General features: G+C 48.0%; 9 protein-coding genes. 4 read left to right on the forward strand and 5 right to left on the reverse strand.

The genetic code is table 11. From position 1 onward, the window contains the following. Position 1 precedes the first annotated feature (1 nt). The 4 genes from HMPREF9140_RS00700 (at position 2) to HMPREF9140_RS00715 (ending at position 5,470) form a co-directional block, all read left to right on the forward strand. Positions 2-1,438 carry an ATP-dependent DNA helicase gene (locus HMPREF9140_RS00700; RefSeq protein ID WP_006951063.1) on the forward strand — a complete coding sequence of 479 codons (1,437 nt, stop codon included), beginning with the start codon at positions 2-4 and terminating at the stop codon, positions 1,436-1,438. A gap of 27 nt (positions 1,439-1,465) precedes the next feature. Next, complete coding sequence (gene miaA, locus HMPREF9140_RS00705) at positions 1,466-2,368, forward strand: tRNA (adenosine(37)-N6)-dimethylallyltransferase MiaA (RefSeq protein ID WP_006951064.1); 903 nt, start codon at positions 1,466-1,468, stop codon at positions 2,366-2,368. 73 nt (positions 2,369-2,441) lie between these two features. After that, positions 2,442-4,964, forward strand: coding sequence for a transglycosylase domain-containing protein (locus HMPREF9140_RS00710; protein ID WP_006951065.1), 2,523 nt, complete (start codon positions 2,442-2,444; stop codon positions 4,962-4,964). Between the two features lie 23 nt (positions 4,965-4,987). Next, positions 4,988-5,470, forward strand: coding sequence for a hypothetical protein (locus HMPREF9140_RS00715; RefSeq protein WP_006951066.1), 483 nt, complete (start codon positions 4,988-4,990; stop codon positions 5,468-5,470). Between the two features lie 1,976 nt (positions 5,471-7,446). On the opposite strand, the gene clpB is transcribed toward HMPREF9140_RS00715, so the two are convergent. The 5 genes from clpB to HMPREF9140_RS10630 form a co-directional block, all read right to left on the reverse strand. After that, positions 7,447-10,035 carry an ATP-dependent chaperone ClpB gene (gene clpB, locus HMPREF9140_RS00720; protein WP_006951068.1) on the reverse strand — a complete coding sequence of 863 codons (2,589 nt, stop codon included), beginning with the start codon at positions 10,033-10,035 and terminating at the stop codon, positions 7,447-7,449. Positions 10,036-10,239: 204 nt separating this feature from the next. Next, complete coding sequence (locus tag HMPREF9140_RS00725; protein ID WP_006951069.1) at positions 10,240-10,995, reverse strand: glycosyltransferase family 2 protein; 756 nt, start codon at positions 10,993-10,995, stop codon at positions 10,240-10,242. A gap of 157 nt (positions 10,996-11,152) precedes the next feature. Next, positions 11,153-13,318 carry a helix-turn-helix domain-containing protein gene (locus HMPREF9140_RS00730; RefSeq protein WP_026253285.1) on the reverse strand — a complete coding sequence of 722 codons (2,166 nt, stop codon included), beginning with the start codon at positions 13,316-13,318 and terminating at the stop codon, positions 11,153-11,155. A gap of 29 nt (positions 13,319-13,347) precedes the next feature. After that, positions 13,348-15,528 carry an alpha-galactosidase gene (locus HMPREF9140_RS00735; protein WP_006951071.1) on the reverse strand — a complete coding sequence of 727 codons (2,181 nt, stop codon included), beginning with the start codon at positions 15,526-15,528 and terminating at the stop codon, positions 13,348-13,350. A 209-nt stretch (positions 15,529-15,737) separates the two neighbouring features. Further along, on the reverse strand, positions 15,738-15,939 hold a 202-nt coding region (locus tag HMPREF9140_RS10630), incomplete at its 5' end, for a hypothetical protein (RefSeq protein WP_006951072.1).

A 15,939-nucleotide genomic window follows, 5' to 3' on the forward strand; every position in this document is an offset into this window, starting at 1 on the left:
GATGAATCCGGATAAACTCGTTGAACAAATTACGTGCGAACTGGGATTCGAGCCGACGATTGACCAAGCCTCGGCCCTCCAGACATTTGCTCGTTTTATAACTGTTTCCAATTCGCGCACGGCTATGATTCTTCGTGGAAGTGCTGGAACGGGCAAGACATCGCTCGCTGGAGCCATCGTGCGAGCTTCTGCCAGGGTAGGAATAAAGGTTGTTCTCTTAGCTCCAACCGGTAGGGCTGCAAAGGTTTTCTCCCGTTATTCGGGAGCGCAGGCTAACACTATCCATCGGCGAATATATCGTGAGCGTACTTTCGACGGTACTGATGGTGTGTTCGAGCTCAATAAAAATCTCTTCAAAAATGCATTATTTATGGTTGATGAGGCATCGATGATTAGCCTTACAACTATTTCGAACTCGTTCGGAAGCGGATGCCTGCTCGACGACCTGATGCAATTTATCTACAGCGGACAGAACTGTCGGCTTCTGCTCATTGGTGACAAAGCGCAACTACCGCCAGTGGGCGAGATGGAAAGTCGGGCACTAATGGCTAGTGAAATTGAGGCCTATGGACTGGATGTCTACGAATGCGACCTCAACGAAGTGCTCCGCCAAAGCCTTGATTCGGGTATTCTTTGGAATGCCACCATGATTCGCGAACTCATTTCGCGAGATTTGCAAACGCAGCTACCTATTATTCACCTAAAGGGCTTTGCCGACATCTCGGTTGTTAGAGGTCCTGAACTAATCGAGCAAATCGAAGCGAGTTATTCTGAGGTCGGAATTGACGAAACCATGATAGTCACCCGTTCCAATAAACGCGCCAATATATTCAATGAAGGTATCCGTAGTAAGGTACTTTGGATGGAAGACGAAATTGCATCGGGAGATATGCTTATGGTTGTGAAGAATAAATATCTCAATCAGAAGTCGGGTGCAACAAACGAAATCAGTTTCATTGCCAATGGCGACCGTGCTGTAGTTAGATATGTCAGCAACGTTCGCGAGCTCTATGGCTTCCGTTTTGCCGACCTAACCGTTGAGCTAACCGACTACGATAACGCCGAATTCAAACTCACTGCCATCCTCGACACACTTTACTCCGAAGCTCCCGCGCTTACGGATGAGCAGAACACCAGACTTTTCTATGAGGTTCTAGCCGACTATGCCGATATTAACCTCAAGCGCGAACGTATGAAACGCATCAGGGAGGATATTCATTACAACGCCCTACAAGTCAAATTCGGTTATGCCGTTACTTGCCACAAAGCCCAAGGTGGTCAATGGGCCCACGTTTATCTCGACCAGGGATATATGACGAGCGAAATGCTTACTCCCGAATATATTCACTGGCTATACACTGCTTTTACCCGTGCTACCGAGCATCTTTATCTTGTTAACTGGCCCGACAACCAGCTTGCTGATTTATCCGAACAATAAAATTCCTACTCTGAAGAGCTATTCCGAATGAACATAAAGAAATTGATTGTAGTAACTGGACCAACCGGTGTGGGGAAGACCGAACTGACTCTGCAGATTGCCGAGCTGCTCGGCACGTCGATAATCAACGCTGATTCGAGACAACTGTTTCGAGAAATTCCAATTGGAACAGCTGCACCAACCGACGAGCAGATGCGCAGAGTAAAGCATTACTTTGTGGGAACACATGGGCTGGACGATTATTATTCGGCCAGCATGTTCGAGCAGGATGTAATGTCGCTTCTGGAGAATCTGCCGGGCGATGTTGCGCTTCTTTCGGGCGGTTCGATGATGTATATCGACGCTGTTTGTCAGGGCATCGACGATATTCCCACAGTGAGGAATGAGATTCGCCAGGAGTTGATTCACCGTTTGGAAACCGAGGGGTTACCGCAGTTGGTCGACGAACTTGAGCGGCTCGATCCGGATTATTGTCGGGTGGTCGACCGGAATAATCCTCGCCGAGTTCTTCATGCGCTCGAAATATGCAGGCAAACGGGCCGAACTTATTCCTCATTCAGAACCAACATTGTGAAGCGTCGCCCGTTCGATATCGTGAAGATTGTGCTCAACCGCGAACGCGAGGAACTTTATGAAAGGATAAACCAGCGAGTTGTTGATATGCTAGCAACCGGAATGGTCGACGAAGCGCTCCGGGTCTATGCTTTCCGCAGTAACAATTCGCTTAACACGGTAGGTTATAAAGAACTGTTCGACTATCTCGACGGCCTTGCAACTTTTCAAGAAACCGTGTTGAGAATCCAAAGCAACACACGCCGATATGCCCGTAAACAAATTACCTGGCTAAGGCGCGACGAGAGGGCCGTTTGGTTTCATCCCGATAAGACTGAAGAAATATTAAATTATATAGGCGCTAGGCAGCGCGGTTAAGTATTTCTCTACTTTTGCATTGTCGCAATCCTTGCGTGCACACACAGTTTACGAACAAGTTTGAACATACAAGATGATCAAAAAAATCATAGGTCTCGTGAAGAACCTTTTGCGAGCAGTCGTCAATTTTTTCCCCTGGTATATCAAATTGTATAAAGGTAGAGCGTGGTACACGAAGCTCGCTCTTGGAATCGTTTCGTTTTTTGTTTCAATATTCCTTTATTTCGGTATGGTCGATATAAACTTCCTGTGGCTTTTCGGAAAGACACCGGGGTTCATCGCAATCAAGACGCCGCCAACCTATTCGGCATCCGAAATCTATAGTGCCGACTCGGTTCTCATTGGCCGATTCTTCAAGGAAAACCGCACGCCCGTAACCTATAACGAGGTGACGCCCGACTTCTGGAAGGCCCTTATAAGTACTGAAGACGAACGATTCTACAGTCATCACGGAATAGATTTCATGGGCTTGGGCGGAGCTATAAAAGACGCCCGCGGCGCATCGACCATAACCCAACAACTGGCGAAAAACATGTTCCGCGTTCGCACGCAATATTCCACCGGACTGCTCGGGAAACTTCCCGGCCTGGGCATTCTCATTATGAAAAGCAAGGAGTGGATAATCGCCATAAAACTCGAATTGGTTTATTCGAAGAAGGAGATTCTCACGATGTATGCCAACACAGTAGATTTCGGCAACAACTCCTACGGTATAAAGACCGCCGCCCGCTCCTATTTCAACACCACTCCCGCCCGCCTCACCACCAATCAGGCCGCAACGCTCGTAGGAATGCTCAAGGCAACAACCTACTACAGTCCGATTCTCCATCCGAAGAATTCACGAGCCCGACGAAACACCGTGCTTAGCAACATGGTTAGGCAAAATCAGCTTTCTCGAACAAGATATGCCTCACTGGCCCGACAACCAATCAAGCTCGACATTCAGGTAGAAGAAAACTACGACGGGCGGGCACAATATTTCCGCGAATATATTGGCGAGTATATAAAAGACTGGATGAAAGAAAACGGATACGACCTGTACAGTAGCGGACTGAAAATATACACCACCATCGATACCCGCATGCAGGCCTACGCCGAAGCCGCCGCACGCAAACAAATGCAGCGAATACAACGCGAATTCGACTATCATTGGCGTGGACAAGACCCCTGGCGCGACGAAAATGGAAACGTAATCCCGGGATTTATCGAAGGAATAGCCCAGCGCCAGCCATTCTATAAAAAACTCGTCCAGAAATATCCCAACCAGCCCGACAGCGTGCTATTTTATCTCAACAAACCTCACCCCGTTACGTTGTTCGACTACGACAAAGGCTCCATCGTGAAAGAAATGTCATCAATGGACTCCATTCGATACATGGTGAAGTTCATGCACTGCTCAATGGTAGCAATAGAACCACAAACCGGAGCCGTCAGAGCATGGGTGGGCGACGTCGATTTCAAAACCTGGAAATACGACAAAGTAACAGCACAACGCCAGCCAGGTTCAACATTCAAACTCTTCGTCTACTCCGAGGCAATGAACCAAGGACTAACGCCGTGCGACAAGCGCAAAGACGAATTCATATCCATGCAAGTGCCCGACAAGAAAACAGGAATCGTTAGAACATGGACGCCAAACAATGCAAACGGACGATTCACAGGCGACTCCATACCACTCAAAACAGCCTTCGCCCGAAGCATAAACTCCATTGCCGTGCGTCTCGGACAAGAAATGGGCATCAAAAACATCATCCGCACAGCCCAAGACATGGGAATCAAGAGCCCGCTTGAAGACGAACCATCACTTGCACTAGGCTCGAGCGACGTCAACCTACTCGAAATGACCAGCGCATACAGCACCGTGGCCAACGACGGCGAACATCACGACCCGGTTGTAATAACCAAAATCATCGACCAGCACGGAAACGAAGTAATGGTTGCCCCGAAAGAAAACAAAAAGGTTCTGCCATACAAAACCGCCTTCTACATGCAACAAATGCTAAAGGCCGGTCTTGTTGAAGGAGGCGCAACCAGTCAATCGCTCCGACTCTACACAACGCCCGACACCGATTGGGGAGGAAAAACCGGAACCAGCAACAACCACTCCGACGCATGGTTCATGGCCGTGAGCCCAAATATCGTAGTGGGCGCATGGGTAGGCGGAGAATACCGAAGCATACACTTCCGAACAGGAGCACTGGGACAAGGCTCTAAAACAGCCCTGCCAATATGCGGAACATTCATCAAAGCATTCATGGCCGACAAAGCATTCCAGAAATACCACACAAAATGGATGCTCGACCCCGATGAAGACATCGACCCATCGACATACAACTGCACCGGCCCTGTTTACCATCGCCAAACCGTCGACCCCATAGAAGCAATAGTTCCGGAAGGCGAAGAAACCGACCAAGAAGAACCTAACCCCGACGCCGACGACCCGATGAACCCACAATCCGATGCAGGAAACGAACGCCATCCCGACGCAGGAAACGAACGTCAAACCGACACTCGCCCAGCAAACCCGTCATCAGAATCGCGCAACAATTCACGTCCCGCAAACCGACCGCGCGTCGAGTCCGTCGAAAGCGAATAACACCCACCAACACCAAAAGCCTCATGAATCTCATCGGCAAAACAACCCTCCTTCTACTCCTCACCCTCACCTCGTGCAACGTACGACGAACAGCCATTGGCCCGTTGGGCGACACGGTCGACGCAAAAGAATTTGCACCACTCGCGAACGACACCACCGTCGAGGTCGACCTCAAAGCCATAACCGGCCAACCATTCCCAGCCTACAAAATCCTGAAAGAAGAACCCATCATACCCGACTCCGTAATCCTGTCGGCCGACGAAGAAACCGTCAGAAGCGGCAACTACACCGCCACCCTCCAACTAAAAAACCTCCCCGGCGAAGGCTTCTACAAAAAGCTCGACAGCATTTCGAAAATCGACTCCAGCTGGCGCGTCAACGAAGCCACCTACACCTACACACGAAAAGACAAACAAGGACTCTACAAAATTCTAATCACCAAAGGCGACCCACACGTTTCTGTAACCCATCTCAACCCCGATATGCTCAGCCTAAAAAAGAAATAGATTCCCTCTTCACACCCAAACGACAATCCCCAAGGCCTTATTCCCTCCTTCATACGTTACGCCCGGAGTCTCGAAGGCCTTTTTGTTGTAATCGTACATTATTCCTGGAGCCCCGAAGTAGTTTTTCCTTCCTTCATACGTTGTGCCCGGAGTCTCGAAGGCCTTTTCCTTCCATCATATATTATTTCGGGAGCCAGAAAGTATTTTGGTGCCGAAATACGTTACAACAGGAACCACGAAACCATTTTTGTTGCCGTCGTACATTATTTCGGGACTTAAACTCGTTTCCGGCCCCCGCCGAACATTACGCCAAGACTTAAAAGCCTGTCTTGCTGCCGACGTACTCTACGACGGGAGTCAGGCACCCTTCTTTGCTGCCATCTAACTTTACGACACGACTTAAATATATTATCCGGCTGCTGGATAAAACTACGTTAGGGGAGTGAATCTCCATATATTTATCAATTAGACTATTTAATCTTTGTATTATACTAATACCTTTCTCACTTAGACTAAATGAAATTTGTATTTACCAAATAATTATCCCATTTAGACTGAATGAATTATGTATTTCCATAATGCTTTTTTCTTTTAGATTAAATGAGTTATATCTTTCCATAACGCTTATTTCTTTTATATTAAATGAGTTATGCCTTTTTATAACGCTTATTTCTTTTAGATTAAATGAATCATAGTTTTATACAATGAATATTCCTTTTAGATTAAATGGGAATATATTTTATACAATCGAGTCTTCGTTTAGCCTAAATGAAAATACTATTGATATAAGTAAAATATCATTTAGTCTAAATGAGACTATATATCGTTTAAGTGAATTTTAGTTTAAAATAAATGAGATTGTATTTTATACTTGTAATATATTATTTAATATAATTGATTAATGCGTTTTATAATGTAATATATCAATTAGATTAACTTGGAAGCTAATTATATAATATAAAATATTCATTATTCTAATTGCTAAGCTAATTTAATAAATTAATTCTTCGATTACACTAATTGAATAATCAATGAATAAATTACAGACTAAAATTACACTGAATGAATAGTTAGTTAATTTTCTTAGTCCCATCGTAACGTATTCCGGCAGGGTGCAAGCAGACTTGAGTCTTGTCGTAAAGTGCGCCAGCAGCAAGAAAGGTTTCTGACTCCCTTCGTAGAGTGCGTCGTCAGCAAAACAAGGCTTTTAAGTCTTGGCGTAATGTTCGGCGTAGGCCGGAAACGAGTTTAAGTCCCAAAATAATGTACGACGGCACCAAAAATGGTTTCGTGGTTCCTGTTGTAATGTATTCCGGCACCCGAAACTACTTTCTGGCTCTTGAAATAATATATGATGGAAGTAAAAAGGCCTTCTGACTCCTGGCGTAACGTATTTCGATACCGAAAACTACTTTCTGGCTCCGGGAATAATATGCGTCGGCGACAAAAAATATTTCGGGCGATAGACCGTATTGGTGTGGACATTCCCGGAGATGATTCTCTTGTTTACCTCCGCGCCAATTCGGGCTGCAGGCCCGCATGTAGGGACAGACCCCGTGTCTGTCCGACCCCTTCTATCTGTCCGCCCGTCCGTCCATCCGTCCATCCATCAGGACGGTATAAACGTGTTATCTTTCTATGCCCGAACAATTGTACATGAATCCGGCCTGATGGCCGGTCGGACAGACACGGGGTCTGTCCCTACATGCGGGCCTGCAGCCCGAGTTGTCATAAATATATCCAGGTAAGAATAGGTAAGAGAAATGTCATTCGGGTTGGAACGCCCGAGTTGGCGCGGAGGTGGATGGGGAGAATCGTCTCCGGGGATGGCTACACTAATGCGGTATATCGACCGAGGAGGAGTTGCTCCTAAATCGAAATTGCGTATATGCTAAAAAAACCGACTCAACCTCAAATTGGGGATTCCCAATGAAGGTTGAGTCGGTATGTTATTAAATATGATGGCAGACTTGTGGCTAGTTGCGGAAAACCAGACCGTCGCCGGAACTGTCGATTATGATTGGTTTTTCGCGGCTCACCTTTTCGGCTAGCAACGACTTACTCAAATCGTTGAGAACATAACGCTGGATGGCGCGCTTTACCGGACGGGCACCGAATTCGGGGTCGTAGCCAACCGATGATAGATAATCTACAGCCGGGTCGGTCCATTGAAGTCCGAACCCTTGCGGCTCGAGCATCTCCTTCACCCGCTCGAGTTGCAGACGAACGATTCCGCCGATTTGCTTCTTGGTGAGCGGCAGGAACATAATCGTTTCGTCGATACGGTTGAGAAATTCCGGTCGGATGGTCTTTTTGAGCATGTCCATCACCGCTGCTTTGGTGTCGGCAATCACGTTGTTGCGATTTTGGTCGGTCATTTCGGCAAATTGCTGTTGGATGTATTGCGAGCCGAGATTTGAGGTCATGATGATGATGGTGTTTTTGAAGTTCACCGTGCGCCCTTTATTATCCGTTAGTCGTCCGTCGTCGAGCACCTGAAGTAGGATGTTGAACACGTCGGGATGGGCCTTTTCGATTTCGTCGAAGAGTACTACGGAGTAGGGTTTCCGTCGGACGGCCTCGGTTAGTTGTCCGCCTTCATCATATCCCACATATCCCGGGGGTGCGCCGATTAGTCTGCTCACGCTGAACTTTTCTTGATATTCGCTCATGTCAATTCTGGTCATCATCGTTTCGTCGTTGAAAAGATAGTCGGCCAGGGCTTTGGCCAGCTCGGTCTTACCGGTTCCGGTTGTTCCGAGGAAGATGAACGACGCGATAGGCTTTTTGGGGTCTTGCAATCCGGCGCGCGACCGCCGCACGGCATCGGCAACAGCATCGATGGCTTCGTTTTGTCCTACGACGCGCTTGTGGAGTTCGTCTTCGAGGTGGAGCAGCTTGTCTTTCTCGCTTTGAAGCATACGTGTGACCGGGATGCCAGTCCAGCGGCTAACGACCTCGGCTATATCGTCGGCCGTGACCTCTTCGCGCACCATGGCTTCGCCGCCCTGAGTTGTTTCAAGCTGATGGCGAATGTTGGTAATGTCGTCTTCGAGCTGTTTCAAACTGGAATAGCGAATCTCGGCTACGCGCTCATAATTGCCTTCACGTTCGGCCCTTTCGGCTTCATGTTTCAGTCGTTCTATTTCGAGCTTGTCTTGTTGAATTTTGTTCACCAGGTTGCGTTCGCCTTCCCATTTTGCGCGATAGGTGTGCTCTTGTTCTTTGAGGTCGGCGATGTCTTTATCGAGTTGTTCAATTTTCTCCGTGTCGTTTTCGCGTTTTATGGCTTCGCGCTCAATCTCGAGTTGTTTCAGTTTGCGTGTGATTTCGTCGAGTTCCTCAGGCACCGAATCGCGTTCCATGCGCAGTTTGGCAGCAGCTTCGTCCATAAGGTCTATGGCCTTGTCGGGCAGGAATCGATCGGAAATATACCGCTCGGAAAATTTCACGGCAGCAATACAAGCGTCGTCCTGTATGCGCACCTTATGATGGTTTTCATATCTCTCTTTCAGTCCGCGGAGAATGGATATAGCGTCAAGTTCCGATGGCTCGTCGACCATAACGGTTTGGAACCGCCGCTCAAGAGCCTTATCCTTTTCAAAGTATTTCTGATATTCATTGAGCGTCGTTGCTCCGATGGCTCGCAATTCGCCGCGTGCCAAGGCTGGTTTCAGAATGTTGGCCGCATCCATGGCACCCTCGCCTCCGCCTGCCCCGACGAGCGTGTGAATTTCGTCGATGAAGAGGATTATATTGCCTTCGGATTGGGTTACCTCCTTTATAACGCTCTTCAAGCGTTCCTCGAACTCGCCTTTATATTTCGCGCCGGCCAGAAGCGCACCCATATCGAGCGAATAAATCTGTTTGTCCTTCAGATTGTCGGGCACGTCGCCGCGTACAATTCGTCCGGCCAATCCTTCGACGATAGCTGTTTTTCCGGTTCCGGGTTCGCCAATCAGTATGGGATTATTCTTGGTTCGGCGAGACAGAATTTGCAGAACTCTTCTAATCTCTTCATCGCGCCCAATCACAGGGTCGAGTTTGCCGGCGCGGGCATCTTCAACCAGATTACGAGCAAACTTTGAGAGTGATTGATAGTTCTCGTCGCCGCTTTGCGTTCTCACTTTTTGTCCTCCGCGCAGGTCGTCAATGGCTGCGCGCATTTCTTTTTCGGTGCAGCCGGCATCTTTCAGAATCCTGCTGGCCGACGAGCTAACGTTTAGTAGTGCCAGCAGAATGGATTCGATGCTTACGAACTCGTCGCCCATCTTTTGCGAAATGTCCATAGTTTGTTGCATCACTCTGTTTGTATCGGTCGAGAAATATGGTTCTCCGCCCGATACCTTCGGCAGATGGGCTATTTCACTTTCTACGGCGTTGCTGACGAGTTGTGCGTTCACTCCGAGCTTTTGGAACACGTAGTTTACTACATCCTTACCTTTTTCCATCACTCCTGCGAGCAAATGCACCGGCTCGATGGTTTGCTGGCTGTTTCGCGTTGCTGCGTTCAGTGCACTTTGTACAGCCTCTTGGGCTTTTATTGTGAATTTTTCGAATGTCATATTATTTACCTCCTTAGTTTTATTTCCCTCTCCCAAGCACTTCGGGATTTATGTTATTGATATTCGGTGGTTAATATTCAAAGCTTGTGCCTCAGGGAAAAAGACAGACAAATTTGTCAGCCTGAACTGCAAATTTGTCTGTCTACGGTGAGTAATATTCAGATTCTCACCGTGTCATATGTGTATGGGAAGCTGAATAATATTCTACAGTGTTTTCAGAAAGGCTTTGAAGGCGTAGCTCACGAAATAGATGGTTGATTTCATTATCGAGATGTGTTCAATGTTTCGGTAGATGTTCCATTGCCAGGACAGCACTCTGTATTTGTTAGTGCTTACGGATGAACTGCTCAAACGATATCGAGCGGCTACCGTGCCGGTGTTTTGAGCAATGAAACCTCGCTTCAGTATGGATAGCCACATGGCATAGTCTTCATGGTGGATGTTTAGGAAAGGTACGATGCCCACTTTTTCTTTGTCGTAGATGCCAGTTAAATTACCTATCACATTACCTCTCAATAACTTTTTATAATCGGCCTGTCGTGGGGCTTTTATCACTCTTCCTGTTTTTTTTCCGCTTTCCGTCATCTTTTCGTAGTTCGAATATACGATAGCCACTTGCGGGTTTTGCATCAGGGGAATTTGCTGTGTTAGTTTTTCGGGTAACCACATGTCGTCGCTATCGAGGAATGCAATATATCGTCCTTTTGCCATGGACAGCCCCATATTTCTTGGAGCTGATGGCATTTTGATTGGTTTTGGGTTTCGGAACAGGCGTATACGCGAATCTTTTTGGGCATATGCTTCAACGATTGATACAGAAGCGTCGGTCGATTCATCATCAACAATAATAAGTTCCCATTCGCGATAACTCTGCGCCAACACCGACTCGATGGCCTCGCCAACGAATGCAGCCGAATTATGCATAGGCATGATGATAGAGATGAGCGTTTGTGTGTTCATGGCTTTATAACGAGGAAAAACTGTTTTTTGTATGTTTTAATATGTGTTTTTTTTCGACTGTAGAGGAGAGTAATACCATTTGGCGAAAGGTGTTTAACACCCTTGGTAAAGAGTATTCATTTGTAACACTTTGCTTGCAAAATATCTAATGACCGATTTAGTTTTTCGAGTCGATAGGGATTCTGTTTCGATAGAAGTCGGCCATAACGAGGCTTATTTCAGCGTAGGTTATGGTAGCCGAGACGGCGGCTCTGATTTCGCTCAGGGTTTGCTTTTCGGAGGGTTGACGTTTGAGAATGGTTAGGATTTCGTCGCGTTTATCGGCATCGACGAGCTGGGCCGATGAGAGTTCTCCGCTGGAAACATAGAATTGAAGATGGGTTAGGATTGTGGATTCGGTTAAACCGCGCTGGCTGGCAATGTCGGTTACCGACAGGCCTTGCTGAAACATGGTGTAGGTTATTTGGCGAGTGTTTGTTTTAGGTGTCTTAGACTTGCGGGGCGAGGAGGACTGTGGGGTCATAGCCTCGAGCTGTATCCTGGCTTTTTGTGAAAGATAGTCGCTCACGCTGAACGAAACTTCTGGTCGACTTTCATATTCCAGTATACCGAGTTTGAATACTAATGCTTCATGGAGTTCGGTTTGCCGTTCGAGCAGTTGGTTTTTTAGTGCTTTATTGTCGGTTTCGATAGACGATTTGCGGTGCAGCTCGTGTAGAGATGAGAGCGCGTTGTGGAAATAGGATGCGGCCGAGTGGATGCGCTTATCGATAGAGGAATCCTCGGTGGATAGCATCTGTGTGTATTGCAGTTTGAACTTCACGGCTACTTTACTTAGTTCGTCGAGCCTTTCGCGGGCCTGTTTGTATTCAGTGAGTAGCAGGGGAAGTTTTTTGCTGAGGTGTTCTACGAGGAGTCGGAATAGTTTTTCGAATGCTAATCCAACGGGGCGGAAGTCGAACAGCTCGTCGAGTAGTGCTAGTTTATAAGTCTTTTCCATCCGGGAAAGCATTTCGTCGTTGGGCTGATGGGCGGCTGCGTAGGCGTTGAAATCGTTCACTTTTGTATCGCAAATAACGGCCGAGGGGTCGAGAGGTGTGCTTAGCACGAGTCCGTCGAGTGTTTTGCATCGGCTTAGCGCAACATAGGTTTGTCCGTGAGCAAAGGAGTGTTGCGCATCGATGATGGCATGCTCGAAGGTGAGGCCCTGACTTTTGTGTATGGTGACGGCCCAGGCTAGTCGTAGAGGATATTGTCTGAAGGTTCCTTCGACCTCTTCGGTTATTTCCTGTGTTTTTTTATTGAGCACATATCGGGTGTTGGTCCATTCTTCTCGGGATAGTTTGATGGTTGTGTTTTCGTCGTTGCTCTGTACGGTTATTTCTTGTTGCGACACGTCGATAATCTTGCCGAGCATTCCGTTGTAGTAGCGTCCTTGTCCGCTGGAATCGTTTTTCACGAACATAACCTGGGCTTGCTTCTTTACGGTGAGAATTTCGTCGGTTGGATAGGATTGCTCGGGGAAGTTTCCGGTTACCTCGGCATGGAAGCTGAAGGCTGGCGAAGATAGTTCGGAGAGTTTGCGGTCGTTGATTTGCTGGGCCTGATAGTTGTGTGTGGTGAGGCGGATGTAGCCGGCATCTTCGGGCGGATTGAAGTTTGGAATGTAGCGGCGGTTTAGGAGTTCGAAGGTACGTTTGTCGGCTCGATTGGTTCTTATTTGGTTTAGGAGGTCGAGAAATAATGCGTCGCTTTGCCGGAAGACATGCTTGAGTTCGATAGTGATGTATTCTGTTTGTTGCAACGCATTGCTCGAGAAAAAATAAGGTGATTCGTAGTGTTGCTGCAGCAGTCGCCACTCGTCGTCTTTCGCCACGGGCGGTAGTTGTTGCAGGTCGCCAATCATGAGCATCTGCACTCCGCCGAAAGGTTTATAGCGGTCGCGATAACGCCGCAAGACAGTGTCGACAGCATCAAGCAGGTCGGCCCTGACCATGCTTATTTCGTCAATCACCAGCAAATCCATTGTTCGGATTATGCGTTGTTTTTCTTTCCCGAATCTAAAGTTTGTTGTCTTGCTTTTGAACGTTGTGTTTGGAATATGGGGCGAGAAGGGCAGCTGGAAGAATGAATGAATTGTAACGCCGCCCGCGTTGATGGCTGCAATGCCGGTTGGGGCGAGCACTACCATTCGTTTGGGAACTTGTTGTTTGAGCGTTCTGAGGAAGGTTGTTTTGCCTGTTCCGGCCTTTCCGGTGAGAAAGATGTGTGCGCCGGTGTTCTTTACGAACTGCCAGGCAAGGTTGATTTCTTCGTTCTTCATAATTTTTTCGATGGATTCGGGGTTTCTCTTCATTCCAGGAGGAGTATTCTACTGGCCCAGGCGTTGCGTTTGTTGTAATCGACGTCGTGTGTGTAGGGCATCTCGAGTCCTTGCTCCATGAGATAGGCGCCGCTGAACTGTTTGCCTTCACATGGCAGCGGAGTGTTGTCGATGCGGTTGAGTTCGCGAACGGTGTACATTTTATTTGGCTTCAGCCCAGCCATTTTCACACGTGGCAGGTGCTGGTTCATGAAGGTTTCGGTTTTCCACCAGAACCAGACGGCTTTGTCGCGGGAGTCGGTGACATACATTAGCGAGGCTACTCCCAAGCGGTCGTAGGGGCTTTGGAGTCGATAGAGGTTGCCCATTTGTACGATGGGGCGTATGGTTTTGTATTCTTTTATGGCTTGTTGGCAGAGGGCTTTTTCGTCGTCGGTCATGTTTTTGGGTTGAATTTCCATACCCAGTCGTCCACTCATTGCGACGTCGATTCTGTATTTGAGCGGAATGGTGCGGAATGTTTGATGGTTTGGTGCGGCGGAGATGTGCGATGCCATGGCGATGGCTGGGAAGAAATAGCTTGTGCCCCATTGCATGTATATGCGTTGGAGGGCGTCGGTGTTATCGCTCACCCAGAATTCGTCGAAGTAGGGCAGTATTCCCCAGTTGGCGCGACCTCCTCCGCTGGCGCAGGCTTGAATAATGAGGTTGGGATATTTGTTTCTGATTCGTTCGCAAACGTTTTGCAATCCTCGATGATAGTCGATGTAGAGATGGCTTTGGTTGGTCATGGGCAGATATTGTGAGCCGTGGTTCATGATGGCCATGTTGGCATCCCATTTTATGTAGGCTATTTCGGGGTATTTTGTCATGAGATTATCTACCACGTCAAAGACGAAGTTTTGCACTTGGGGATTGCTCATGTCGAGCACCAGTTGTGTTCCGCCTCTTCCGGGCACGGGTTCGCGTCCGGGGGCTTTTATAATCCAGTCGGGATGTTTTTGGTAGAGTTCGCTTATGGTATTGGTCATTTCGGGTTCAATCCATATTCCGAATTTGATTTTGTGTTTTTTTGCGTCGCTCAATAATTTGTCGATTCCTTGTGGCAGTTTGTTTTTATCGATGGTCCAATCGCCGAGTGATGAGTTATCGGTTTTGCGTTGATATTTTCCTCCGAACCATCCGTCGTCCATCACGAAGAGTTCGCCTCCCATGGATGCGATGTCGGCCATCATTTGGTTCATTCCTTCTTGATTGATGTCGAAGTACACTCCTTCCCACGAGTTGAGCAGAATCATTCGTTCTTGGTTTCCGTGTGCCAGTTTGTAGAGTCGTCCCCATCGGTGGAAGTTTCGGCTGGCTCCTGAGAGTCCTTCTTTCGAGAAGGTTATGGCTAGGTGTGGGGTTACGAATGTTTCGCCTTTTTTGAGATGGTATTCCGAGTTTTCGGGGTTTATGCCGGCGAAGAAGTAGTGGTATTCGGTATCGTCGGTGACGGTTTTGAGCAGATAGTTTCCGCTATAGCACAGGGCGGCTCCGATGATGTCGCCTGTGTTTTCTTGTGGTTTGCCATTGAGCGAGAACATTACTTCGGCGTGGTCGGTGTGCGAGTTTCGTATTCCGTCGTTGTTTCTGATTATGAATTCTCCGGGTTTAAGGGGTTCTTGGCTCAGGTTGGCTTCGTTGGCCCACGAGCCGTAGAGGTGGCTCATCCAAACTTGTCCGCGTCTGACGGGCAGCATGCCCGAGGCGAAGTTGGTGAGTGTTACGGTGGAGTGTTCGTTGTTGGTTATTTCGGTCCAGGTTTCGATGATGTCTTCGGAGCCGGGAAATGTTTTGTATTTCAGGTCGACTTTGAGGTTATAAACCTTGTCTTTCATGTGTATGGTTACGAGGTTTGGGGTTATTTCGGTTCCGGTTACGGCGAGTTGTGTCGACATGTTTCCGTCGGCATGTTTGCAGGCGAGGGCTGCTGGTGCGGGGGTGTTCATTCCGTATGCGGGATAGGCGTCCATTCGTCCGCCGGTTGGTGCGGGTACGGTTTGTGTTTCGTTCGGATTAAGTGGCGAGCCGAAATAGACGAATTCCGGTTGTTTTCCGATTTCGGCAGAGATGACTAGCGACATGTTTTCCGTTTGAATGTTTACTCTCTGTGCGCTTGCCAGGGCGAGGCTCGCGAGCAATAGCGCTGTGAATAATGTTCTCTTCATATCAATTAATTTTTTGTTTAATGCAAAGGTAGTGCAAGGTTGAAGCATTTTGAAACCTCGGCAATTTTTCTCTTGTTTTCCGGATTAGGCTGCCGGATTGTGACGTTCCGAGGCCTCGAAAGCCTTTTTATTGCCGGATTGCGGCGTTCCGGGTCTTCGAAAGCCTTTTTATTGCCGGATTGCGGCGTTCCAGGGCTTCGAAAGCCTTTTTATTGCCGGATTGCGGCGTTCCGGGTCTTCGAAAGCCTTTTTATTGCCGGATTGCGGCGTTCCAGGGCTTCGAAAGCCTTTTTATGCCGGATTGCGGCGTTCCGGGCCTCGAAAGCCTTTTTGTTGCCGGATTGCGACGTTCCGAGGCCTCGGAAAGTCCTTTTTATTGTCGGATTGCGACGTTCCGGGTCTTCGAAAGCC

Origin of the sequence: Prevotella micans F0438 (assembly GCF_000243035.1) — a bacterium.
Lineage (GTDB): Bacteria > Bacteroidota > Bacteroidia > Bacteroidales > Bacteroidaceae > Prevotella > Prevotella micans.